The organism is Roseospira visakhapatnamensis, from assembly GCF_014197915.1.
Taxonomy (GTDB): domain Bacteria; phylum Pseudomonadota; class Alphaproteobacteria; order Rhodospirillales; family Rhodospirillaceae; genus Rhodospira; species Rhodospira visakhapatnamensis.
The window spans coordinates 40,746-62,970 of record NZ_JACIGK010000012.1; the positions used below are offsets into that span (position 1 = coordinate 40,746).

Annotated in this window: 20 protein-coding genes; 6 read left to right on the top strand and 14 right to left on the bottom strand. The window is 68.3% G+C overall.

Annotated features, from left to right (window positions below; all coding sequences use genetic code 11):
- Positions 1-13 precede the first annotated feature (13 nt).
- The 3 genes from GGD89_RS09350 to GGD89_RS09360 all read right to left on the bottom strand — a co-directional run bounded on the left by GGD89_RS09350 (position 14) and on the right by GGD89_RS09360 (position 2,359).
- Positions 14-469 (bottom strand): winged helix DNA-binding protein, encoded by a 456-nt coding sequence (locus GGD89_RS09350; protein ID WP_343058576.1) that lies wholly within the window; start codon positions 467-469, stop codon positions 14-16.
- A gap of 151 nt (positions 470-620) precedes the next feature.
- Positions 621-1,394 carry a RadC family protein gene (gene radC / locus GGD89_RS09355; protein ID WP_184044461.1) on the bottom strand — a complete coding sequence of 258 codons (774 nt, stop codon included), beginning with the start codon at positions 1,392-1,394 and terminating at the stop codon, positions 621-623.
- Between the two features lie 284 nt (positions 1,395-1,678).
- The gene (locus tag GGD89_RS09360) at positions 1,679-2,359 is read right to left on the bottom strand and encodes a septation protein A (RefSeq protein WP_184044463.1); all 681 of its coding nucleotides are present in this window, start codon (positions 2,357-2,359) and stop codon (positions 1,679-1,681) included.
- A gap of 211 nt (positions 2,360-2,570) precedes the next feature.
- On the opposite strand from GGD89_RS09360, the gene GGD89_RS09365 reads away from it, so the two are divergent.
- Both GGD89_RS09365 and GGD89_RS09370 read left to right on the top strand, forming a co-directional pair.
- A complete protein-coding gene (locus GGD89_RS09365; protein WP_184044465.1) occupies positions 2,571-2,870 on the top strand; it encodes an acylphosphatase in 300 nt (99 codons plus the stop codon).
- 54 nt (positions 2,871-2,924) lie between these two features.
- A complete protein-coding gene (locus tag GGD89_RS09370) occupies positions 2,925-3,572 on the top strand; it encodes a LysE family transporter (RefSeq protein WP_221238391.1) in 648 nt (215 codons plus the stop codon).
- A gap of 93 nt (positions 3,573-3,665) precedes the next feature.
- Here GGD89_RS09370 and GGD89_RS09375 read toward each other — a convergent pair whose 3' ends face one another.
- From GGD89_RS09375 to GGD89_RS09410, 8 genes are all read right to left on the bottom strand, one after another.
- A complete protein-coding gene (locus tag GGD89_RS09375) occupies positions 3,666-4,919 on the bottom strand; it encodes a phenylacetate--CoA ligase family protein (RefSeq protein WP_184044467.1) in 1,254 nt (417 codons plus the stop codon).
- A 76-nt stretch (positions 4,920-4,995) separates the two neighbouring features.
- The gene (locus GGD89_RS09380) at positions 4,996-5,784 is read right to left on the bottom strand and encodes an ABC transporter ATP-binding protein (protein WP_343058577.1); all 789 of its coding nucleotides are present in this window, start codon (positions 5,782-5,784) and stop codon (positions 4,996-4,998) included.
- Between the two features lie 115 nt (positions 5,785-5,899).
- Positions 5,900-6,916 (bottom strand): hypothetical protein, encoded by a 1,017-nt coding sequence (locus GGD89_RS09385; protein WP_184044471.1) that lies wholly within the window; start codon positions 6,914-6,916, stop codon positions 5,900-5,902.
- A 123-nt stretch (positions 6,917-7,039) separates the two neighbouring features.
- Positions 7,040-8,281, bottom strand: coding sequence for an ABC transporter substrate-binding protein (locus tag GGD89_RS09390; protein WP_184044473.1), 1,242 nt, complete (start codon positions 8,279-8,281; stop codon positions 7,040-7,042).
- Between the two features lie 213 nt (positions 8,282-8,494).
- A complete protein-coding gene (locus tag GGD89_RS09395) occupies positions 8,495-9,628 on the bottom strand; it encodes a branched-chain amino acid ABC transporter permease (protein ID WP_184044475.1) in 1,134 nt (377 codons plus the stop codon).
- A 91-nt stretch (positions 9,629-9,719) separates the two neighbouring features.
- Positions 9,720-10,607 carry a branched-chain amino acid ABC transporter permease gene (locus GGD89_RS09400; RefSeq protein ID WP_221238392.1) on the bottom strand — a complete coding sequence of 296 codons (888 nt, stop codon included), beginning with the start codon at positions 10,605-10,607 and terminating at the stop codon, positions 9,720-9,722.
- Between the two features lie 196 nt (positions 10,608-10,803).
- Complete coding sequence (locus GGD89_RS09405; RefSeq protein ID WP_184044631.1) at positions 10,804-12,768, bottom strand: long-chain fatty acid--CoA ligase; 1,965 nt, start codon at positions 12,766-12,768, stop codon at positions 10,804-10,806.
- Complete coding sequence (locus GGD89_RS09410) at positions 12,768-13,583, bottom strand: ABC transporter ATP-binding protein (RefSeq protein WP_184044477.1); 816 nt, start codon at positions 13,581-13,583, stop codon at positions 12,768-12,770. The genes GGD89_RS09405 and GGD89_RS09410 overlap by 1 nt, the downstream gene beginning before the upstream one ends.
- A gap of 371 nt (positions 13,584-13,954) precedes the next feature.
- Between GGD89_RS09410 and acnA the strand changes: the two genes are divergently transcribed.
- The gene (acnA, locus tag GGD89_RS09415) at positions 13,955-16,630 is read left to right on the top strand and encodes an aconitate hydratase AcnA (protein WP_184044479.1); all 2,676 of its coding nucleotides are present in this window, start codon (positions 13,955-13,957) and stop codon (positions 16,628-16,630) included.
- Positions 16,631-16,705: 75 nt separating this feature from the next.
- Here acnA and GGD89_RS09420 read toward each other — a convergent pair whose 3' ends face one another.
- The 3 genes from GGD89_RS09420 to GGD89_RS09430 all read right to left on the bottom strand — a co-directional run bounded on the left by GGD89_RS09420 (position 16,706) and on the right by GGD89_RS09430 (position 20,062).
- Positions 16,706-17,503 carry an alpha/beta hydrolase gene (locus GGD89_RS09420; RefSeq protein WP_184044481.1) on the bottom strand — a complete coding sequence of 266 codons (798 nt, stop codon included), beginning with the start codon at positions 17,501-17,503 and terminating at the stop codon, positions 16,706-16,708.
- Between the two features lie 332 nt (positions 17,504-17,835).
- A complete protein-coding gene (gene rpoH / locus GGD89_RS09425; protein ID WP_184044483.1) occupies positions 17,836-18,747 on the bottom strand; it encodes an RNA polymerase sigma factor RpoH in 912 nt (303 codons plus the stop codon).
- Positions 18,748-18,991: 244 nt separating this feature from the next.
- The gene (locus tag GGD89_RS09430) at positions 18,992-20,062 is read right to left on the bottom strand and encodes an RluA family pseudouridine synthase (RefSeq protein WP_184044485.1); all 1,071 of its coding nucleotides are present in this window, start codon (positions 20,060-20,062) and stop codon (positions 18,992-18,994) included.
- Positions 20,063-20,184: 122 nt separating this feature from the next.
- Between GGD89_RS09430 and GGD89_RS09435 the strand changes: the two genes are divergently transcribed.
- The 3 genes from GGD89_RS09435 (at position 20,185) to GGD89_RS09445 (ending at position 22,020) form a co-directional block, all read left to right on the top strand.
- Entirely contained in the window at positions 20,185-20,538 is a 354-nt protein-coding gene (locus GGD89_RS09435; RefSeq protein WP_184044487.1) for a hypothetical protein, read from the top strand.
- Positions 20,516-21,016 (top strand): M67 family metallopeptidase, encoded by a 501-nt coding sequence (locus GGD89_RS09440; RefSeq protein WP_184044489.1) that lies wholly within the window; start codon positions 20,516-20,518, stop codon positions 21,014-21,016. Before GGD89_RS09435 ends, GGD89_RS09440 begins: the two co-directional genes overlap by 23 nt.
- A gap of 176 nt (positions 21,017-21,192) precedes the next feature.
- Positions 21,193-22,020 (top strand): DUF2189 domain-containing protein, encoded by an 828-nt coding sequence (locus GGD89_RS09445; protein ID WP_184044491.1) that lies wholly within the window; start codon positions 21,193-21,195, stop codon positions 22,018-22,020.
- Positions 22,021-22,225 lie beyond the last annotated feature (205 nt).

Here is a 22,225-nt window from a genome sequence, read left to right on the forward strand (position 1 = left end):
CGGGGGACTCCCGCTACTCGCGGCCATAGCGGATGTAGTCGGTCCAGGTGCGTTCCAGGTACTCCAGGGTGGCGCTGGCCTCTCGCAGATCCTGGTCGCTGACCTTATGGCGCTGAAGACCGGAGACCAGGGCCTGCTGGAGATCGCCGACCACGGCGCAGACCGTGTGGCCGTTCTCGGTCAGGCGCAGTCGGGTGGCGCGCCGATCGTGGGCGCTACGCTCCTGGATCAGGTACCCGAGTTCACCCAGCTTCTTGATATTATACGAGACGTTGGATCCGTGATAGTAGCCCCGGTCGCGCAGGTCCCGAATGACCACATCATCACGGCCGATGTTATACAAGAGCAGGGCCTGGACGGCGTTGATGTCCTCGCGCCCGACCCGGCGCAACTCCGCCCGCAAGACGTCCAGGAAGTGCCGATGCAGGCGCTCAATGAGTTGGACGATGGCCGAATAGGCGTCAAACACGGTTGCCCCGCTGCGTTGTCCTTGGCGGTAAGGATCCGACGATGATGAAACAGAACGACCCTTTTTTCGAATTTTCCTCTCATTCCGCTTGAGAATTCAAGCAAAATGTCAACGTTGCGTAGCGCGGAACCGTAGAATCGCTGGACAAGAATTACAACAACCCCTGGGCCTTGAACGAGACATGGCCGCCACGTCCAACAATCACATGATCGTGCACGGACACACCCACCGCGTGCGCGGCGTTGCGGATCTGCAAGGTCATCTGGATGTCGGCCTTACTGGGGGTCGGGTCGCCAGAGGGATGATTGTGTACCAGTATCAAGGCTGTCGCATGGAGTTCTAGGGCCCGGCGCACCACCTCGCGCGGATACACGGGGGTGTGGTTGACGGTGCCCTTTTGTTGCAGTTCGTCGGCGATCAGCCGGTTCTTGGTGTCCAGGAACAGGATGCGGACCTGCTCGGTCTCGCGGAAGGCCATGGCGGCCCGGCAGTAGTCCAGCAACCGGTCCCAGGACGACAGCACCGGCTGCTCGCGCAACTGCGAGCGCAGCAGGCGGGTGGCCGCCGCCTCGGCCGTTTTCAGGGCCGCCACGGCGGCGTCGCCGGTGCCTTTGACCTCGCGCAGGCGCACGGGATCGGCGGTGACCACCTCGGCGAAGCTGCCGAAGCGGGCCAGCAACCGCTTGGCCAGCGGTTTCACGTCGCCCCGGGGCTGGGCCAGGAACAGCAGCAGCTCCAGCAGTTCGTAGTCGGGCAGGGCGTCCGGGTCCGCCAGGAAGCGGTCCCGCAGCCGCTGGCGGTGGCCCAGGTAGTGGGGTTTGTCTCCCGTGGCCCGGATCCCGTCCGCCGGCGCGGGCGCCTCGGTCTCGTCACCCAGGGGCAGGGCCGGCGTGTCGGGGGAGCGCGGGTCTCTGGTCGAAGGCATGGCCCGTTACCTTCGCGGGTGGGGCAGCGCGAGGGGACCGGGAGAGGCCGGGAGGCGGACCCCCGCGTCCCCGTCCCGATGCCGTGTGGCGTCGCGCCGATCGCGCGCGTCACGCGTCACCATCTCACAGGCGCTCCGCAGCGTGAAGGGGAGGCGCGCCCCCCTAGAGCACTGATCCAGATAAAAGTTGCGGTCTGCATTGTTGTTGTCTGGATCAGTGCTCTAAAAACAATGTTCTGTGCAGCGATGCGTTCAAGGGGGAATCGCTTGAACGCATCGCTGCCCTAGCGGGCACGGGCCGGCGTGGACGCGGTCTCCGCCGGGTCCTCCATCCGATAGCGCAGCAGCAGGGGAATCTGCGCCATGCTGAAGGCGATGGTCAGCGGCAGGTTGCCGAAAACCTTGAAGGTCACCCAGGTATCGGACGAGAAGGTCCGCCAGACGACCTCGTTGACCAGCGCGAGAAACACGAAGAAGGCCACCCAGCGCCAGGTGAGGATACGCCAGCCGCGATCCTTCAGGTGAAGGGCGCCGTCGAACACCAGCTTCAGGAAATGCCGGCCCGACAGTTGGCCGACGACCAGAAGGCTCGCGAACAGCAGGTTGACGATGGTCGGCTTGATCTTGATGAACAGGTCGTCGTCCAGAAGCACCGTCAGGCCGCCGAACACGATGACGAAGACGCCCCCCACCAGGGGCATCACCGGAATGCGTCGCAGCAGCACCCGCGAGGCCAGAAGCGACACCGCCGTGGCGACGATGAAGACCGCCGTGCCGGGGATCAGCCCGAACCAGGAGTTGCAGAGGAAGAACACCAGCAGCGGTCCCATCTCCAGCGCCAGTTTGAGCCACTGGTTGGGGGACTGCGTGCCGGCGCCACCCGGGATGGCGCCGCCCGGAACACCGTCGCCGGTCGCGTCCGTCGGCGGGGGCGGCGCGGGCTGAGAAGCGGGCGATCGGGTCATGGTGGACGGAACCTCCTGGACGCGGGCTGGATGCGGGACCGGACCGGCGGGGGCGGGGGCGCGGACCCCCGTCCCGAAAGGCTTTGCATGCCGATGCCTAGGGATGTATGGCGTTGCGGATGTGAAGTCCAGCGCCGCGCGTCCCGTCCTGTCCTGGTCGACCGGGCGCGGGGGAGGGCGGCGCGCCGCCGAGGAACAGGAAAGGACCCCCATGGCGCAGGCTGAAACCCGAACCGTGCTGGTGCGCATCGGCGGCCGTGTCCAGGGGGTGTGGTATCGTGGCTGGACGGTGGAGACGGCCATCGCCTTGGGGTTGGACGGCTGGGTCCGCAACCGCGCCGACGGCAGCGTCGAGGCCCTGTTTCACGGGCCGGCGGTCGCGGTGGCGCGGATGCTGACCGCCTGTCACCAGGGACCGCCCGCCGCCCGCGTCACCCGGGTGGATGTGTCCGAGGACTCCGATGCCTCGGCCGTGGCCGGATCCGGTTTCCGCCAGGTGGGGACCCTGTAGGCGCGGCCCGGGGGCATCCGAGGCATCGCGCCGCCGGACCGTGGGAGGAGACCCGTGGACGCAAGCATCGACTGGGCGGCCTTCGCCATGGTGGCCGGGATCAATCTGATCGCCGTGCTGAGCCCCGGGCCGGACTTCGTCATCACGTTGCGCAATGCCCTGATCCATGGCGTGCGTGCCGGGCTGCTGACGGCGGTGGGCATCGCCCTCGGTCTGTCGGTGCATGTGCTCTACACCCTGGCCGGGCTGTCGCTGCTGATCGCCCAGTCGGTGGTGCTGTTCTCGGTGGTCAAGCTGCTGGGGGCGGCCTACCTGATCTGGATGGGCCTCCAGGCGATCCGCGCCCGGCCCCGCGACCCCTCGGCCGACGCCGCCGCCGGGGCGTCGGGGCCGGACCGGCGCTGGCGGGGCGGCATCGTCTCCGGGTTCCTGACCAACGTGCTCAATCCGAAGGCGGCGCTGTACATGCTGGCGCTGTTCACGCAGATCATCGATCCGGCCACCTCGACCCTGGAGAAGGGCCTGTACGGGCTGACCCTGATGGTCGAGAGCCTGCTGGTGTTCGGGCTTCTGGCGCTGCTGATCGGCCAGCCGGCGGTGCGCCGGGCCTATGGGGGCGCGGCGCACTGGATCGACCGGGCGCTGGGGGCGGTGTTCATCGGTCTCGGGGTGCGGCTGGCGCTGGCCCGGGCGGCGGAGTGAGACCCGCGGCCGGTCGTTCTTCACGGCCGCGGGACTTCATTCTCCCTGTCGGCGCGCCGGATCATGCCGGATCATGCCGGACGTCCGGCGGACTCACCCGTAACGGCGCGTGTCCTCGATCACCTTGCCGTCGTTGGGCAGGTCGCCCTCGGTGACGAAGGTGACGTGGCCGCGCAGCTTGGTGACCGCCTGAAGGGCCTCGCCGATGCGCGCGGCCAGGGCCTCGTCGCCACCGGGCGCCACGCAGCGCAGCGTCATGACGTCGGCGCTGGCGTCGTCATGGGCCACCACCAGCCGCCCCTTGTCGATGGTGGGGAAGCGCTTCAGCACCTCGGCCACCTGCTCGGGATGGACGAACATGCCCTTGACCTTGGTGGTCTGGTCGGCGCGGCCCATCCAGCCCTTGATGCGCGTGTTGGTGCGCCCGCAGGGGCTGCGGCCCGGCAGCACCGCCGACAGGTCGCCGGTGGCGAAGCGGATCAGCGGGTACTCGGGCGTGAAGGCGGTGACCACCACCTCGCCGACCTCGCCCTCGGGCACGGGATCGCCGGTACCGGGGCGCACGATCTCGACGATCACGGCCTCGTCCAGGATCATGCCCTCCACCGCGCCGTCCGGCCCCGGGCTCTCGTAGGCGATCAGGCCCAGGTCGGCGCTGGCGTAGCACTGGTGCACGTCGATCCCCGCGTCGCGGAAGGCGGCGCGCTGCGGTGGCAGGTAGGCCTCGCCGGACACCAGTCCCTTCTTCAGCCCCGGCAGGGCGACGCCCATGTCGCGCGCCTTGTCCAGGATGATGCGCAGGAACGACGGCGTGCCGACGTAACCGACCACCGACAGCCCGGCCAGCGCCTGCACCTGCTGTTCGGTGTTGCCGACCCCGGCCGGGAACACCGGGCAGCCCAGCGCCCGGCAGGCGTCATCGAAGATCCAGCCGCCCGGGGTGAAGTGATAGGAAAAGCAGTTCTGCACCATGTCGCCGCGCCGGAAGCCGGCGGCATACAGGGCGCGCCCCAGGCGCCAGAACCCGGTGCGGGCGCCCTCGGGATCGTTGATGGGGCCGGGCGATTGCAGGATGCGGCCGATGCCGCCCCAGTCGGTGACCAGGCCGCCGAAGGGTGGCGCTTCCTTCTGGAGGCGGATCAGGTCGGACTTGCGGGTCACCGGCAGGCGCGCCAGGGCGGCCGGGTCGATGACGCTGTCCGGGTCCACGCCCTCCAGCAGGCGGCCGAAGTGGGCGGTGCTGCTTTTGGCCAGCGAGATCAGGCCGGGCAGGGCGGCGAACTGCTCGTCCAGGCGTTGATCGGGAGAGCGGATTTCCAGGTCGTCGTAATGGTCGATGGGGTCCATGGGGGTACTCTTCCGCGGGCTGCCGGTCGGGGAGGGCGGCGTCGGCGCGGCCGCCGGGGCCGGAGGGATCCCCGGATCAGATCCAGCGCTTGCGCCGCTTGTAGGACTTCAGGTTCTTGAAGGACTTCCGGTGTTCGCCGCCACCGCCGAGATAGAACTCCTTCACGTCCTCGTTGTCCAGCAGGTCCTGTTGCGGGCCGTCCATGACGATCTTGCCCGATTCCATGATGTAGCCGAACGAGGCCGCGCCCAGGGCCATCTTGGCGTTCTGCTCCACCAGCAGGGTGGTCATGCCCAGTTCCGCGTTGAGCTTGCGGATGATGTTGAACACCTCCTTCACCAGCAGCGGCGCCAGGCCCATGGACGGCTCGTCCAGCAGGATCAGCTTGGGCCGGGCCATCATGGCGCGGCCGATGGCCAGCATCTGCTGTTCGCCCCCCGACAGGTAGCCGGCCAGGCCGGTGCGCTCGCGCAGGCGCGGGAAGTAGTCCAGCACCATCTCCAGGTCGCGCTTGACGGCGCCGGCGCTGTCCTTGCGGGTGTAGGCGCCCAGGCGCAGGTTCTCGATGACCGTCATGTCCTCGACGATGCGCCGGCCTTCCATCACCTGGAAGATGCCTTTGCGGACGATCTGCTCGGGGGCCATGTTGGCGATGTTCTCGCCCATGAAGCGCACCTCGCCCCGGGTGACCGCGCCGTTCTCGGTGCGCAGCAGGCCGGAGATGGCCTTCAGCGTGGTGGTCTTGCCGGCGCCGTTGGGGCCCAGCAGGGTGACGATCTCGCCTTGCGGCACCTCCAGGCTGACGCCGCGCAGCACCAGGATCACGTCGTCGTAGACGACCTCGATGTTGTTGACCGTCAGGATCGGCTCGGCGTTCGCCGGGCGCGGCGGGGCGTCGGATGCGGTCGGGTCCGGAGCGGTCCGGGACGCGGCAGAAGCCATGGGAGAGTCCTCGTGAGGTCTGGAGAAGCGCGGGGGCTCAGGGCGTTTCGGCGACCCAATGGGTGCCGCCGGTCTCGGCGTGCCGGAGCACCTGGGCCATGCTCAGGTGGTAGGGCACCCAGGTGTTCAGATGGTGATTGGCGTTGGGCACCAGCACCCGGGGCAGGTTGCCGCGCGAGTTGCAGGCCCCCAGGATATCCAGTTCGCCCAGGTACTGCGTCACGTTGGCGCATACCGACGGAAAGCGCACCACGGCGCCGGTGGTGATGATGCGGACCCGGCCGATCCTGTCGTGCACCGCCGGGTCCGGGTCCCGGGCGAGGCGGACCATGGCGTCGGCGATGCTCAGGCACCCCTTGCTGTGGCCGACCACCATCTTGATGTCGCGGTCCGCGTCCAGGAAGAAGCGCCGCAGGGTCTCGACGTCCGGCGTGGCCCAGGCCGTGTCGACAAGGGAGGTGTCGCCGGTGTCATCGCCGGTGTCATCGCCGGCGTCCCCGTCGGCGTGGGGACCGCCGGACGCCTCGTCGGCCGTGTCCGGGGCGTCGTCCCGACGTTTCGCGCGGTCGTCCAGGTCGTCGTCGACCAGGTCCAGCAGTCGGTTCCGGGCCCTGAGGTAGGTCCAGCCGCCCAGCCCCTCGGTGACCACGTCCATCATGCCGTAGCCGGCGACGATGGCGCCCACCGGCGCGCGCACCGCGTTGGCGACGTCGCGGGCCAGGGCGGCGGCGCCCAGGTCCGAACTGCCGACGCCGGCGATGCAGAAGTGTTCGAGCAGCGGACCCGGGCGGTCGCGGACGGCGGCATGATCGTCCAGCAGCACGATCCCGTCCTCGCTCTTCCAGCCGGACGGATAGACGATCAGCACCCGGCCTTCCCGGTTGGTGGCCCGGGTCAGGGTCTCGATCTCCGCGTCCGTCAGGTCGCCCACGTTGTAGAGGGCCATGTCCAGGACCGTGTTCCGGGACCTGAGCGACGCGCCCAAAAGCCATTCTCCCCGTGGTGCCAGCGCGTTCATCCAGGGGAACCGGAATTCGATGGGATAGAGGATCATGCGATGCGTCTCCACGCCGTGGCGACTGGGCGGACCGGATCCGGGGGACCGCCGCACCCGCCGCCACCACGCTCCCGAATGATCCGGGACCGCGGGGCGGCCGGTGGGGTGGTCGGATGTGCCTTACCAGCCCAGCCAGTCTTCGCGACGGGGCAGCGTGGTCTGGCCGACACGCTCGATGCCGACGGTGCCGTCCACGTTGGTGCCGCGATAGACGTTGACCGTCATGGTGCCGCGATGGTCCTCGGCGGTCCAGGTCGAGGGAATGCACACGCCCTCCAGGCCCTCGGGCACCCAGTCGGCCTGGGCGTACATGCCCTGCTTGATGTTCGGGCCGGTGATGCCGCCGTTGGCCTTGGCCCATTCCATGGCTTCCTTCATGTAGAAGGCGGTGCAGACGCCACGGATGTAGTGGTGGGTGCGGAAGTCCACGCTGGGATCGGCCATCTCGGAGATGGCGCGGACGGTCTCCATGCCCGGCGCGTCATCCCCCCAGAAGGCGTTGGCGGCCACGAACACCATGTTGCGGTCGGTGGTGCCGATGGCCTCCATGGTCTTCTGGTCGCCGCCCCAGATGTTGGCCATGAACTGCACGTCGGTGCCGACCGTGTCGCAGGACTTGAACAGCGAGACCACCGACGGACCCAGGTTGCCGATGTAGGCGTAGTCCGCGCCGTTCTCCTGGATGGTCAGGCACTGCGCCTTGAAGTCACCCGGCTTCAGGGAGACCACCACCGGGTTCAGCACCTCGAACCCCAGTTCGGCGGCGTAGGCCGCGCAGGCGTCCTTGGGCGCGTTGGGGTAGGGGTGGTTGTCGCCGGTGTGCACGAACTTGGGCATGCCCTCGCCGCCGTTGGCGGTCCAGTCGTCCATGGCCCACTGCGCCAGGGCGCGGCAGCCGTCGGAGTAGGAGGGGCCGTAGAAGAAGTTGTACGGGGCCGGCTTGCGGGTGTTCGGGTTCTTGCCGCTGGGGTCGGTCAGGTGGCCGGAGTAGGAGGCCGACCAGACCGGGATCTCGTCCTTGGCGACGAAGCTGATGAGGGCCTCGGTGTCGCCGGTGCCCCAGCCCTGCAGGGCCACCATGTCCTGTTGGAGCCACTTCTTGTAGAACTGGATGGCGCGCGGGACCTCGTAGGCGTAGTCGACGCTGTCCATGTCGATGGTGGTGCCGTCGACGCCCCCGTTGGCGTTGATGTAGGCGATGGCGTCGCGGATGGCCGGGCCGTATTCCTTGCCCACGAAGCCGGTGGCGCCGGTGATGTCCATCAGGTGGCCGACGAACACCGAGTCCTCGGCCTGGGCGGGCGCGGCGGCGGCCACGACGGCCAGGCCGGCGGCGCCGGCAAGGGTCAGGGTCTTGTGCATGGTGGGGTTCCTCCGTGGTCCGGTCGCGGGTCCCGGGGATCCGGGGCCCGATCCTGATTGTTCTTTTTTCGTGCCCCTCTCAGGGGGTCTTGGTGTTGGGCGCGCGGCGCCTAGAGCAAATCCCGAGCGATCCGAACCGGGTCGCGACGACGATTTGCTTAAATATCAGAGTCTTAGAGCATGGTCTGTGAGTCCAGAGTCACGCACCATGCTCTAATAGGAGAACGGATAGAGCTTCCAGTAAGCCTTGATCAGGCGCCACCGATGCGCCAGTCCGTCCGGTTCGAAGATCAGGAACAGGATGATGGCCGCGCCGATGGCCATTTCCTTGAAGAACGCCAGGCCATTGGTGATCATTGGCGTGTTGCCCCACTCCGTGGAGGCGAGCAGGCCGACGCTGCCGTCCATCACCACGGGCAGCAGCACCATGAAGATGGTGCCCAGCATGGCGCCCATCACCGATCCCAGGCCGCCGATGATGATGATCCCCAGGAACTGGATCGACAGCAGGATGGTGAAGCCCTCGGCGGAGACGAAGCCCAGGTAGTGGCCGTAGAGCGCCCCGCCGATGCCGGCATAGAAGGACGAGATGCCGAACGACAGAATGCGGTACTTGGTGAGGTTGATGCCCATCACCTCGGCCGAGAGGTAGTGGTCGCGCACGGCCACGAAGGCGCGGCCGTCGCGCGAGCGCATCAGGTTGGCCGCCATGATGTAAAGGAGGATGGTGAGCGTCAGGGCGAACAGGAAGAACTTCTGGTCGGTGTCGAAGGCGAAACCGAACAACTCCACCGAGTTGGCCAGCGAGCCGTAGGAGCCGCCGGTGAACCAGTCCATGCGGATGAACAGGTCCTCGATGATGAACTGGGCGGCCAGGGTGGCGATCGCCAGATACAGGCCCTTGATGCGCGCCGCCGGACTGCCGAACAGCAGGCCCACGGCGGCGGCCACCAGGCCGGCCAGCGGGATCGTCACGATCACCGGGATTCCGTAGGTGTTGTTCAGGTAGGCGGAGGCGAACGCGCCGATGCCGAAGAAGGCGGCGTGGCCCAGCGAGATCTGCCCGGTGAAGCCCACCAGGATGTTCAGCCCCAGGGCGGCGATGCCCCAGTAGCACACCTGGATGGCCAGACTGAGATACTGGGCGTTGACGAAGGGCGCGAAGAGCGTGCCCAGGACCGGCGCGTCCTCCACGGCGGGGGCCAGGATGGGCACCAGCACCATGACGTAGATCAGCGCCAGGAACAGGATCATGGCCCAGCGGCTGTTGCGGGTGTCGAAGATCGCCGTGTCCTGGCGATAGGTGGTTCGGAAGTCGCCACAGGGGCGCAGGCTCGCGGTGGCCATGGTCGTGTTTCCTCTCCGTCGGCGCGCTTCTTTTTTTGCGTCGCGCGGGCGTCGGCGCCGACCGGATCTCCGGCCGGCGCGCGGGCCGCGGCTAGACGCGCTCGATGTCCTTGGTGCCGAACAGGCCGTAGGGCTTCACCACCAGGATGATGATGAGCACCCAGAACGGCGCGATGGTCAGCATGTTGCCCCAGTGCAGGAACTGGCCGTCCACGTACTCGGCCATGTTCTCCAGCACGCCGACGATCAGGCCGCCGACCACGGCGCCGATGATGGAGTCCAGGCCGCCCAGGATGACCGCCGGGAACACCTTGATGCCGATGAAGGACAGCGCCGAGGACACGCCGTTGACCATGCCCACCACCACGCCGGCCAGCGCCGAGACCATGGCCGAGATGGCCCAGGCCATGGCGAACACCTGCTTGACCGAGATTCCCAGCGATTGCGCGACCTGCTGATTGAAGGCGGTGGCGCGCATGGCCAGGCCGTGGCGGCTGTATTTGAAGAAGTAGAAGAACCCGGCCATGATGACGAGGGAGATCACGAAGCTCATCAAATAGGCCGGCTGCACTTGCAAGCCGCCGATACTGATGGCGTTGACGCCGAAGACGTCGGGGAACCCGACTGTTGACTGGCCGAACAGCCAGTTGGACAGGGCGCGCGTGAAGATCGACAGGCCGATGGTCACCATGATGACCGAGATGATCGGCTCCCCGATCATCGGCCGCAGCACGACCATTTGAATGAACATGCCGAGTGCCGCCATGAACGCCAGCGTGATGAGGAAGCCGAACACGAAGGGGATCTGGAACTGCACCAGGATGGTCCAGCAGATCCAGGCACCAATCAGAAGAAACTCACCCTGTGCGAAGTTGACCACCTGGGTCGATTTGTAGATCAGCACGAAACACATCGCGACGACGCCATACAGCGTACCGACGATGATCCCGTTGATCAGCAACTGTATGAACAGATCCATTCCGATTCTCCCCGTCGCGCCCGGCCTTCTTTTTTCATGGACCGGGGTGCGTTACATCTGGCTTCTGTCTTGTCTGACGTCCGTCATGGCGCGCCCGCGTCCCCGGGGCCGGACCGGCGATCCGGGGCATGGGGGTCGTTGAGCGCCGTACTGGACGGCATCGCCGCCGCCGGACGACGGCGGCTTGAGGTCGGCATCACTCCGCCGCCTGCCGGGCCGGTGGTCCGTTGTCCGGCGACAGCAGCGTCTCGACCCGCAACTGGGTCTGGATGCGTGCCTTGGTGCCGTCCTGGAAGGTGATGGTGGTGTCCACGTCCACATGGTCCCGGTCGGCGTAGATGGCCTCGATCTCGCGGTCGTACTTCTCCGCGATGACGCTCCGGCGCACCTTGCGGGTGCGGGTCAGTTCGCCGTCGTCGGGGTCCAGTTCCTTGTACAGCAACAGGAACTTGCGGATCCGCTGAGCCTCCGGCAGGGTCTCGTTGACCTTGCGCACCTCGTCGCGCAACAGGGTGTAGACCTCGGGCTGGGCCGACAGGTTGGTGTAGTTGGTGAAGCCGATGCCCTTCTGCTCCGCCCACTTGGAGACGATCGACCAGCGGATGCAGATCATCGACGCCAGATAGGGCAGATCCCGGCCCAGGATCACCGCCTCGGCCACGAAGGGCGAGAACTTCAGCTTGTTCTCGATGTACTGCGGCGAGAAGCGCACGCCGCGAGACGTGTTCGCCAGGTCCTTGACGCGGTCGATGACCACCAGGTGACCGTTGGTCCGGTTGATGTATCCGGCGTCGCCCGTGTACATCCAGCCGTCGCGCTTGTCGGCGTCCGTGGCCTCCTGATTTTGGAAGTAGCCCAGGAACATCCCCAGGCTGCGGCCGACGATCTCGCCCACGCCCTCGGCGTCGGGCTCGTGGATGCGCACCGCCGCCTTGTCGAACGGCACACCCACGGTCTCGGCGTCGATGTCGTCGGGCCGGTGAATGGTGTAGGCGCCGGCCAGTTCGGTCTGGCCGTAGAGCTGCTTCAAGGGCACGCCCATGGCGTGGAAGAACTTGAAGGTCTCGGGGCCCATGGCGGCGCCGCCGGTGGTCGCCGAGGTCAGGAACGAGAACCCGTAGCGGTCGCGCAGCGCCCGGAACAACAGCGCGTCCGCCAGCCAGGACCGGCGACCGGACTCCAGCGCCTTCATGCCGATCCTGCTGCCCCAGGCGTACATCAGGCGCTTGAGGCGGGTGCTGTCCATCATGCGGGCGCGGATCTCGGCGGCGATGCTCTCCCACACCCGGGGCGCCAGCAACACGAAGGTGGGGCCGATCTCGCGCAGGTCGGCCATGGTGGTCGCTTCGTCCTCGACGAAGTTGATGATGTTGCGGGCGATCAACTGCTGACCGACCACATAGACCTGCTCCATAATCCAGGGCAGCGGCAGCACCGAGACGTAGTCGTCCCCCGGGCACTTGGGGTCGGCCTCCAGGTAGTCCAGGCAGTGGGCCAGGAACGGGCCCGACTGCAACATGGCCAGCTTGGGCTTGCTGGTGGTGCCGGAGGTGGTGCAGAGGATGGACACGTCCTCGCCCCGGCCCATCGCGACCTCGGCCTCGTAAAGGTCCGGCTGCTCCGCGTCCAGGGCGGCGCCCCGGGCGCACAGCTCCTCCTCGGACAGCAGGCGCGGGTCGTCGTATTTGCGCATGCCGCGCGGATCGCTGTAGACGATGACCCGCACCGACGGGATCTGGTCGCCCAGTTCCAGCAGCTTGTCCACCTGCTCCTCGTCCTCGCAGAGGATGGCGTGAACGTCGGCGGTGGTGATCAGGTAGGCGGCCTCCTCGCCCAGGGCATCCTGGTAGATGCCGAGCGAGGTGGCGCCGATGGCATGGGCGGCCACCTCGCCCCAGACCCATTCCGGCCGGTTGGCGCCCAGCAGGCCGATGCAGACGCCGCGCGCGATGCCCAGCGCCCGGAAGCCCAGGGCATAGAGGCGCACCTTGCGCTGGTAGTCGGCGAAGGTGAATTCGTTCCAGATGCCGAATTCCTTCTCCCGCATGATGACCGCGTCGGGGAAGGTGGCGGCGTTATGCGCCAGCAGCTTGGGGAACGTGTCGAAGCGACCGACGTCGGCGAAGTCGGGCGTGAAACTCTGGTTGCGCTTGCGGGCCATCATGCCACCTCCCGGCCGCCGGTGCCTGGGGCGTCGTCGTCATCCTCGCCCAGGTAGGCGGTCTTGACACGCGGGTTGCTCATGATCTCGTCGGGCAGGCCCTCGGCGATCTTCTGGCCGAAGTCGAGCACGGCCACCCGATGCGAGATGTCCATCACCACGCCCATGTCATGTTCGATCATGATCACCGACATGCCCCACTCCTCGTTCAGGTCGATGATGAAGCGGGCCATGTCCTCCTTTTCCTCCAGGTTCATGCCCGCCATGGGCTCGTCCAGGAGGATCAGGTCGGGTTTCAGGGCCACGGCGCGCGCCAGTTCCACGCGCTTGCGCAGGCCGTAGGACAGCGTCCCGGCCATGGCCTTGCGGATATGGGTGATTTCCAGGAAGTCGATGATGTCCTCGACCGTCCGGCGATGGGCCAGTTCCTCCTTCTGGGCACCGCCGATCCAGTAGAGCGCGCCGGTCAGGAAATTGTTCTTCAGAAGGTGGTGGCGGCCGACCATGATGTTGTCGAGCACGCTCATGTGGCCGAACAGGGCCAAGTTCTGGAACGTGCGGCCGATGCCGCGTTCCGCGCGCTGGTTGGGCTTCAGGTCGGTGACATCCCGGCCCTTGAAGACCACACGCCCCTTGGTCGGCGTATAGCGGCCGGAAATGCAGTTCATCATGGATGTCTTGCCGGCGCCGTTCGGGCCGATGATGGCGAACAACGCGCCTCGACCCACCGAGAACGAAACGTCCGACAGTGCGCGCACGCCCCCGAACTGCAGGGAAACATCCCGCACCTCGAGGATGGGCTGATCCTCGGTCATACCACAGTACTCCTCCCTGGACCGGGGCCTGTCCGTTGCCGGTAGGTCTGTGCCTGAATCGGCCCCTTTGCATTCGTTGTTACCCTGCTTTGGCGGCTGCGGTCAAGAACGACAAATGTTTGAATTTCTTGACCCTCCAGACTTTGGTGGCGGGCCGCTAAGGGTATTGAGGACGCAACGTCAACTCTCGAAAAAAGGGTCTCCAGGTGGCGCCGATCGCCCATTGATCGCGGCGCGGACGGGCCTTGGCTGGACACGCTTCCGGGAATGGGTTAACGACGGCGACGCATGCCTTGGGGGCTGGTGGTGAGGCCGCGCCCGGCCCCGTCCATGATCCCTGCACACAGAACACCAGCGATGGGAGATTGCCCGTGGGAGCCACCGGTCACGATACCCTGAAGGCCCGCCGTACCCTCACCGTGGATGGGCGCGCCTACGACTACTTCTCGTTGGTCGAGGCCGGTCTGGGCGACGTGTCGCGCCTGCCCGTGTCCCTCAAGGTGCTGATGGAAAACCTGCTGCGCCATGAGGACGGGCGCACCGTCACCGTGGACGACGTCAAGGCCGTGGTGGCCTGGATGGAAACCCGGCGCTCGACTCGGGAAATCGCCTATCGGCCGGCGCGCGTGCTGATGCAGGACTTCACCGGCGTGCCGGCGGTGGTCGATCTGGCGGCCATGCGCCAGGCCATGGTGGCGCTGGGTGGCGACGCCAGCCGAATCAACCCCCTGTCCCCGGTTGACCTGGTGATCGACCATTCGGTGATGATCGACCACTATGCCAGCGCCGACGCGCTCACCCGCAACATGGACAAGGAGTTCGAGCGCAACGGCGAGCGCTATGCCTTCCTGCGCTGGGGCCAGACCGCCTTCGACAACTTCCGCGCCGTACCGCCCGGGGTGGGCATCTGCCATCAGGTGAACCTGGAGTACCTGGCGCGCACCGTCTGGAGCAGCGAGGACCAGGACGGTCGCCAGGTGGCCTATCCCGACACCGTGGTCGGCACCGACAGCCACACCACCATGGTGAACGGCCTGGCGGTGCTGGGCTGGGGCGTCGGCGGCATCGAGGCCGAGGCCGCCATGCTCGGCCAGCCGGTGTCCATGTTGATCCCCGAGGTGGTGGGCATGCGCCTCACGGGTGCCCTGAAGGAAGGCACCACGGCCACCGACCTGGTGCTGACCGTCACCCAGATGCTGCGCGCCAAGGGCGTGGTCGGCAAGTTCGTGGAGTTCTTCGGCCCCGGCCTGTCGAGCATGCCGCTGGCCGACCGCGCCACCATCGCCAACATGGCGCCCGAGTACGGCGCCACCTGCGGCCTGTTCCCCATCGACGGCGAGACGCTGCGCTACCTGCGCGACACCGGCCGCGACGCCCACCAGGTGGCGCTGGTCGAAGCCTACGCCAAGGCGCAGGGCCTGTGGCGCGCCGACGGTGATCCCGACCCGCTGTTCACCGACACCCTGGCGCTGGACCTGGGCGATGTCGAGCCGTCGCTGGCCGGACCGCGCCGGCCCCAGGACCGCGTGGCCCTGTCCGGCGCCGCCGGGGCCTTCGCCGGGGCGCTGAAGGAGATGGCCCAGGTGGAGGCGCCGCGCGCCGCGCCGGTGGCCGGGGCCGACCACACCCTGTCCGACGGCGACGTGGTGATCGCCGCCATCACGTCGTGCACCAACACCTCCAACCCGTCGGTGCTGATGGCCGCCGGCCTGCTGGCCCGCAAGGCCGTCGCCAAGGGCCTGACCCGCAAGCCCTGGGTCAAGACCTCGCTGGCGCCAGGGTCCCAGGTGGTCACCGACTACCTGGCCAAGGCCGGTCTGCAAGAGCCCCTGGACGCGCTCGGCTTCACGGTGGCCGGCTACGGCTGCACCACCTGCATCGGCAACTCCGGGCCGCTGGATCCCCCCATCGCCGAGGCCATCGACGCCAACGGCCTGGTGGTCGGCGCCGTGCTGTCCGGCAATCGCAACTTCGAGGGCCGCATCAGCCCGCATGTGCGCGCCAACTACCTGGCCTCGCCGCCGCTGGTGGTGGCCTACGCCCTGGCCGGCAGCATGACCAAGGATCTGGCCGCCGACCCGCTGGGCGAGGACGCCGGCGGCGCCCCGGTCTACCTGAAGGACATCTGGCCCAGCGCCCGCGAGGTGGCCGACGCCGTGGCCGCCAACGTGCGCCCCGAGATGTTCACCGACCGCTACGGCAACGTGTTCGAGGGGCCGGCGCAGTGGCGCTCCATCGCCGTGGCCGAGGGCGAGACCTACGCGTGGGCGCCGGACTCCACCTACGTCCGCAACCCGCCCTACTTCGAGGACATGACCGCCACGCCCACGCCCCTGACCGACATCGTCGGCGCCCGGCCGCTGGCGATTCTGGGCGACAGCGTGACCACCGACCACATCTCTCCGGCCGGCTCCATCAAGGCCGACAGCCCCGCCGGCCACTACCTCCAGGAGCATGGCGTCTCGGTCAAGGACTTCAACAGCTACGGCTCACGGCGCGGCAACCACGAGGTCATGGTGCGGGGCACCTTCGCCAACATCCGCATCAAGAACGAGATGGTGCCGGGCAGCGAGGGCGGTGTCACCAAGCACCTGCCCAGTGGCGATGTCCTGCCCATCTACGACGCCGCCGAGCGCTACCGGGGCGAGGGCGTGCCCCTGGTGGTGATCGCCGGCCAGGAGTACGGCACCGGCTCGTCCCGCGACTGGGCGGCCAAGGGCACCACCTTGCTGGGGATCCGGGCGGTGATCGTGGAAAGCTTCGAGCGCATCCACCGCTCCAACCTGGTGGGCATGGGCGTGCTGCCGCTTCAGTTCAAGGACGGCACCACGCGCAAGACCCTGGGGCTGGACGGCTCGGAGACCGTGACCATCACCGGCGTCGCCGACCTGACGCCGCGCCAGGACGTGACGGTGACCATCACCCGCGCCGACGGCGCCACGGTGGAAGTGCCCACCACCTGCCGCATCGATACCCTGGACGAACTGGAGTACTTCCGCCACGGCGGCATCCTCCCCTACGTGCTGCGGGATCTGGCGGCGCGGTAACACGCCGGGTCGGGCGGTCGGCGATGTCCGGCCGCCCGCCTCCTCGTGCGTCGCAAGGGACGGGTGCGGGGCGGTCTACAGGCCCGTCTCCCGCAACCAGTCCAGAATCGGCTCGGCGGCGTCGCGCCAGGTTTCCTCCAGCATCATGGCGTGGGCCATGCCCGGCACGATGATCTCCTCGGCGTCCAGCCAGCGCGCCGTGCGCCGCACCATGGACGCGGGGATGAAGGTGTCCAACTCCGCCCCCATGACCAGGGCCGGTACCGGAGACGCCGGCGGGCGGCGCGGCACGTCCAGCCAAGACATGTCCAGGATCACCCGCTGGCTCTCCGGCTGGAAGCGCTGGAAGTAGGCTTCGGCGCGGTGCGCCGGCACCGGCGTCGCGAACAGGCCGTGGTACAGCACCGCCGGATTGAGGAAGGTCTTGCCCAGTGACTGGGCCATGGCGATCCCGGCCGCCAGGCCCGGGTTGGCGACCATCATGTGCCAACTGCTCTCGATCAGCCCCCAGGGGCCGACCGAGGCCATCAATACCAGGCCGGCGGCCTCGCCCTCCTCCAGGTACTTCTGCACCACCATGCCGCCCATGGAGTGCCCGATCAGCACGGCCGGCCGGTCCAGGGTGTCCAGCACGCTACGCAGGTCGGCGACGAAGTCGGACAGGCTGGCCAGGTCCAGCCCCACGCGGCCGTCGCTGCCGCCGTGGCCGCGCAGGCTGAAGGCCACGGTGGGATAGCCCTGCCGGCTGAAAAAGGGGGTAAAGAACTCCTGCCAGCACCAGGCTCCCGCGAAGGCTCCGTGCACGAACACAAGCGGTGGGTGGCCGGCCTCGGTCCCGGGCGCCGGTGGGGAAACATGGATTTCCAGGGTCATGCGGCTGCCGATCACGCTGGCGGAAAAGAGGGGCGGCACGACGCGGATTACGCGTGCCCGACCCCTCACTATACGCCACCATGCGCCGAGGCCAAGGCGCTCACAAAGAGGGGGCGCCGTTCCGAGGAGGGCGTCTCGGGGCTTGGCGGGCGGAAACGGTGTGACCCGAGCCCCCTACCGGGCGCCCCCGTCCATGGGGGACGCATGCGATCGGCGATGTCCGCACGGCCCACCGTCCCGAGGGGACCTCACACCAAAACAGGAAGGAGGCGCCCAAGGGGACGCCTCCCGGTTCGCTATACCATCGCCAGTGTCGGCGCGTGTCCAGGCCGTCAGGCCGGCGCCGCCATCAGCGACGCGTCATCACCGCGCGCGGTGGGTACGGCGCGGGTCATCCACTTCTGCAACTTCTCGAAGGCCCGCACCTCGATCTGGCGCACCCGCTCGCGGGAGATACCGTACTCCCGGCTCAGGTCTTCCAGGGTCATCGGCTCCTCGCTCAGGCGCCGTTCGGTGAGGATGTGGCGTTCGCGCTGGTTCAGGGTCTCCAGCGCGCCGGCCAGCAGGGTGCGGCGCTGGTCCAGCTCCTGCTGGTTGGACAGAAGGCTTTCCTGGTCCTCGCTGTCGTCCACCAGCCAGTCCTGCCACTCGCCCTCGCCGTCGTGGCGCAGGGGCGCGTTCAGCGAGTGGTCGGGGCTGGACAGGCGCCGGTTCATGTTGATGACGTCCTGTTCCGGCACGCCCAGCTTGGTGGCGATGGTGGTCACGCTCTCGTGGCGCAGATCTCCATCTTCCATGAGCTGAAGCTGGCCCTTCATCTTGCGGAGATTGAAGAACAGCTTCTTCTGGGCTGCCGTGGTGCCCATCTTCACCAGCGACCAGGAATGCAGGATGTACTCTTGGATCGAGGCGCGGATCCACCACATGGCATAGGTGGCCAGGCGGAAACCGCGATCCGGGTCGAAGCGCTTCACCGCCTGCATCAGGCCCACGTTGCCCTCGGAGATGACCTCGCCCATGGGCAGGCCATAGCCGCGATATCCCATGGCGATCTTGGCCACCAGCCGCAAGTGGCTGGACACGAGGCGATGCGCGGCGTCGGCGTCCTCCGACTCCTGGTAGCGCTTGGCCAGCATGAACTCCTCGTCCGGGGCCAGCATGGGAAACTTGCGAATCTCTTGAAGGTAGCGCGACAGGTTGGCTTCCGGTTCAAGGCCGATGGGGCTTCCAGTCGCGTTTGCCATGGTTCGCTCTCCTTGTCGCCTCGGCGTCCGCGCCGGACGGGACCCCGTGGCGGACGGCTTGATGAGCCTGCGGCGGGGCCTGGCGGCCGCCCCGTTGGGCGGTCTCGATCCGGCCAGCACCCCCGATGTTGGAACCAGTCTAGCGGTCGTCCCGTTCCGAGTCCAACGATACAGTACCAATTTGGTCGGGAATGTGGATGAAAAGTCTGTAACATCCAGCGGCGCCTCGGACCCATGCCGCGCTCTATCGCGGCGCCGCGTCCGGCCCGCCGTGTTGGGCCTCCAGAACGTCCAGAATCTCCTGCACCTGCCCGGGTATACGCGAGCGCAGGCGCATCGGATCACCGCTGTCGGGATGGATGAAGCCGATTTCGACGGCGTGCAGCGCCTGACGGTCGAGGCCGGTCAGGCGCGCCGCCACCGCCGGTTCCAATGTCGTCCGTCGGGGGATGCGGCCATACGTGGCATCGCCGACCAGGGGATGACCCATGTGGGCCATGTGCACCCGAATTTGGTGTGTGCGCCCGGTGGCCAGACGGCACTCGACCAGGGTCACCGCCATGCCCCAGACCCGTCGCGTGGCGTAGCGGGTCAGCGCCGGCTTGGCCCCGGGGGCGCCGGCCGGCACCACGGCCATGCGGGTGCGGGCCGTGGGATGGCGGCCGATGGGGGCGTCGATCTCGCCCCGCGCCGGGCTGGGCACGCCCCAGACCAGGGCCTGATAGACCCGGTGCAGGGTGCGGTCGGCGAACTGCGCGGCCAGGGCCCGGTGCGCCCGGTCGGTCTTGGCCACCACCATGAGGCCGCTGGTGTCCTTGTCCAGCCGGTGGACGATGCCCGGCCGGCGCACGCCGCCGATGCCCGACAGGCTGTCGCCGCAATGGGCCAGCAGGGCGTTCACCAGGGTGCGGTCGGGGGAGCCCGGGGCCGGATGCACGACCAGGCCGGCGGGCTTGTCCACCACGATGACGTGGGCGTCCTCGTAGGCGATGGACAGCGGCACCGCCTGCGCCCGGGGCGTGGCGTCCTCGGGTGGGGGTTCGATCAGCACCGCGCGCTGCCCGGGACGCACCTTCCGGCTGGGGTCGAGGGTCGGCAGGCCGTCCAGGGTCAGCGCGCCGGTTTCGATCAGCGCCTTCAGCCGCGAGCGCGACTGGTCGCCGTGGGCGGTGGCCAGCCAGCGGTCGAGGCGCGTGCCGGCGGCCTCCGGCGGCACGATGGCGACGAAGGCCGGCCGGTCCGGGGCGGTGTCGGCACCGGCACCGGCACCGGCCCCGGGATCGTCGGGGAGAGAGGGGACGGGCACGTTGCCCATGGTCGCGAGAGCCCTTTATACACGGGACCTGTACACGGGACCTGTACACGGGACCCGGTTTCACGCGGGGCGGGTCTGGAGCGTTCGGGACGCCGACCCGCCACCGTCAGGAGGATCACCCCATGACCGCCGTCAAGACGCTGGTCACTGTCATGACCCTGATGCTGCTGGTCGGCCTCGGCCTTCTGGCGTATGGCATGTCCCAGCAATCCAGCCAATTGGGGCGGACAGAAGGCGACGGCGCCCGGCCCGCGATGGCGGCCGCGCCGACCCCGTTCGGGACCCTCGCCCTGGACGAGCCAACCGGCAGCGGCGTCGCCGCCGTGGTGATGGACGGCCAGGGTCGGGCGCTGATGACCGTTACCGGCGGTGGCCGACCCGACCGGGTGGTGGTCGTCGACCTGATCGCGGGGCGGCGTCTGGGTGTCATCTCCCTGGGGGAACGATCCGCGTATGAGCCCTCCGCCAGCCGCTGACGGCCCCGAGTCGGCCGAACGGGCGGCCGGGCTGGTGCTGCCGCCGGCCGCGCGGGCCGGGTTGGTTGACCACCTTCGCGCCGCCTGGCCGGCCGAGGGGTGTGCCCTGTTGTCCGGGCGGACCGGCGCCGGGGGCTGGTGGATTGTCGAGGCCGTCCATCCGGCCGCCAACGTCGCCGCGTCCGACCGTCGTCACGATCGATTCGAGGTGGATCCGGCGGCCCGCCTCGCCCTGACGCGGGCCTTGCGGGGCGGCCCCCTGCGGTTGATCGGGCATGCCCACTCCCACCCCGGGCGTCCGCCCGTGCCCAGCCAGACAGACCATCGCGCCGCCGCCGAGCCCGATCTGGTCTGGGTGATCGTCGGCCTTGCAAGCGCGGACGACCCGGCCCCCGGGCTGACCGCCTGGGCGGTCACCGACTGGACCCCCGACCATGGCGCCGGCGGCTTCCGGCCGCTGCCGGTGCGCGACGCGTGAGGGATGATGGGCGATCGATGATGGCGGGAGCCCTCGACCGCCCTTCCCCCGGGCGCGCGCCTGTTCCATACTGGGCCTGTTCCATAGTGGGAATGACCGTACTGGGAATGACCGTCGGCGCCGCCGCGCGCGGATGACACCGAACCGGCGCATCTTTTGGATCCGGGAGCCGTCCGATGAGTGACTCGCAGATCTCGCCGTCCGACCCCACGCCGCCGCCCGCCGGTGCCGCCCCGGCGTCGCGCCCCCTGGTGGCGCCGGTGGCCCGGCTGACCATGAGCGATCCCTGGGACTGGCTGCGCGACGGCTGGGGCGACCTGCTGGCCGCCTGGCCGATCAGCCTGGGCCTCGGACTGCTGTTCACCCTGTCGGGCTTCGCCCTGACCGCCGGTCTGGTGCTGGTCGGCTGGGACTACCTGATCACGCCGATGATCGCCGGCTTCCTGCTGGTGGCGCCGGCGCTGGCGCTGGGCTTCCATGACATCAGCCGCCGCCTGGAGGCGGGCGAGCGCCCCACCCTCGGCACCACGCTCCTGGCCTGGCGCGTCAACCCGGTGCCCCTGATCGGGTTCGGCGTGGCGCTGGCGGTGGTGCTGCTGATGTGGTTGCGGGTGGCGGCGCTGTTCTTCGCCATCTCCTTCCCCTATGTGGACATGACGTGGGGCGGCCTGCTGGACCAGACGGCGACCGTGGACGGCGTGATCTTCCTGATCACCGGAACCGTCGTCGGCGGCGCCTTCGCCGCCGTCATCTTCGCCATTTCCGCGGTCTCCGTGCCGATGATGCTGGACCGCCAGACCGACGTGTTCGAGGCGCTGGCCACCAGTGTGGCCGCCGTGCTCAAGAACCCGGCGGCCATGGCGCTGTGGGCCGGTCTGATTGTCGTCTTCACCCAGGCCGGGCTGGTGACCCTGTTCGTCGGGTTGTGCGTGACGCTGCCCCTGATCGGTCATGCCAGTTGGCATGCCTATCGTCAGGCGGTGCCACGCGACTCGGACACGTGACGGTCCCCGGGTTGCGCAACCCTGAGGCTAGGCGGTCGGCCCACGATGGGGTCTTCTGGTCGTGACGGCCCCTGCCATGCGTGTCACGCATCTCGCATCTGCAAAAAATCGCCGATAGCGGTGGCCTTGGGTCGGCCGATCGGCTAGGGTCGGCCGATCATCGGGGTCACTCGCCCCATCGTCGGAGCAGGGTGCGCGCATGGTC

Bases quoted from the DNA above. Each gene is read 5' to 3' on its own strand.
- radC (WP_184044461.1), bottom strand. From the start codon at position 1,394: ATGCCTTCGACCAGAGACCCGCGCTCCCCCGACACGCCGGCCCTGCCC.
- GGD89_RS09360 (WP_184044463.1), bottom strand. From the start codon at position 2,359: ATGACCCGATCGCCCGCTTCTCAGCCCGCGCCGCCCCCGCCGACGGAC.
- GGD89_RS09365 (WP_184044465.1), top strand. From the start codon at position 2,571: ATGGCGCAGGCTGAAACCCGAACCGTGCTGGTGCGCATCGGCGGCCGT.
- GGD89_RS09375 (WP_184044467.1), bottom strand. From the start codon at position 4,919: ATGGACCCCATCGACCATTACGACGACCTGGAAATCCGCTCTCCCGAT.
- GGD89_RS09385 (WP_184044471.1), bottom strand. From the start codon at position 6,916: ATGATCCTCTATCCCATCGAATTCCGGTTCCCCTGGATGAACGCGCTG.
- GGD89_RS09390 (WP_184044473.1), bottom strand. From the start codon at position 8,281: ATGCACAAGACCCTGACCCTTGCCGGCGCCGCCGGCCTGGCCGTCGTG.
- GGD89_RS09395 (WP_184044475.1), bottom strand. From the start codon at position 9,628: ATGGCCACCGCGAGCCTGCGCCCCTGTGGCGACTTCCGAACCACCTAT.
- GGD89_RS09400 (WP_221238392.1), bottom strand. From the start codon at position 10,607: ATGGATCTGTTCATACAGTTGCTGATCAACGGGATCATCGTCGGTACG.
- GGD89_RS09405 (WP_184044631.1), bottom strand. From the start codon at position 12,768: ATGGCCCGCAAGCGCAACCAGAGTTTCACGCCCGACTTCGCCGACGTC.
- GGD89_RS09410 (WP_184044477.1), bottom strand. From the start codon at position 13,583: ATGACCGAGGATCAGCCCATCCTCGAGGTGCGGGATGTTTCCCTGCAG.
- GGD89_RS09420 (WP_184044481.1), bottom strand. From the start codon at position 17,503: ATGACCCTGGAAATCCATGTTTCCCCACCGGCGCCCGGGACCGAGGCC.
- rpoH (WP_184044483.1), bottom strand. From the start codon at position 18,747: ATGGCAAACGCGACTGGAAGCCCCATCGGCCTTGAACCGGAAGCCAAC.
- GGD89_RS09430 (WP_184044485.1), bottom strand. From the start codon at position 20,062: ATGGGCAACGTGCCCGTCCCCTCTCTCCCCGACGATCCCGGGGCCGGT.
- GGD89_RS09435 (WP_184044487.1), top strand. From the start codon at position 20,185: ATGACCGCCGTCAAGACGCTGGTCACTGTCATGACCCTGATGCTGCTG.
- GGD89_RS09440 (WP_184044489.1), top strand. From the start codon at position 20,516: ATGAGCCCTCCGCCAGCCGCTGACGGCCCCGAGTCGGCCGAACGGGCG.
- GGD89_RS09445 (WP_184044491.1), top strand. From the start codon at position 21,193: ATGAGTGACTCGCAGATCTCGCCGTCCGACCCCACGCCGCCGCCCGCC.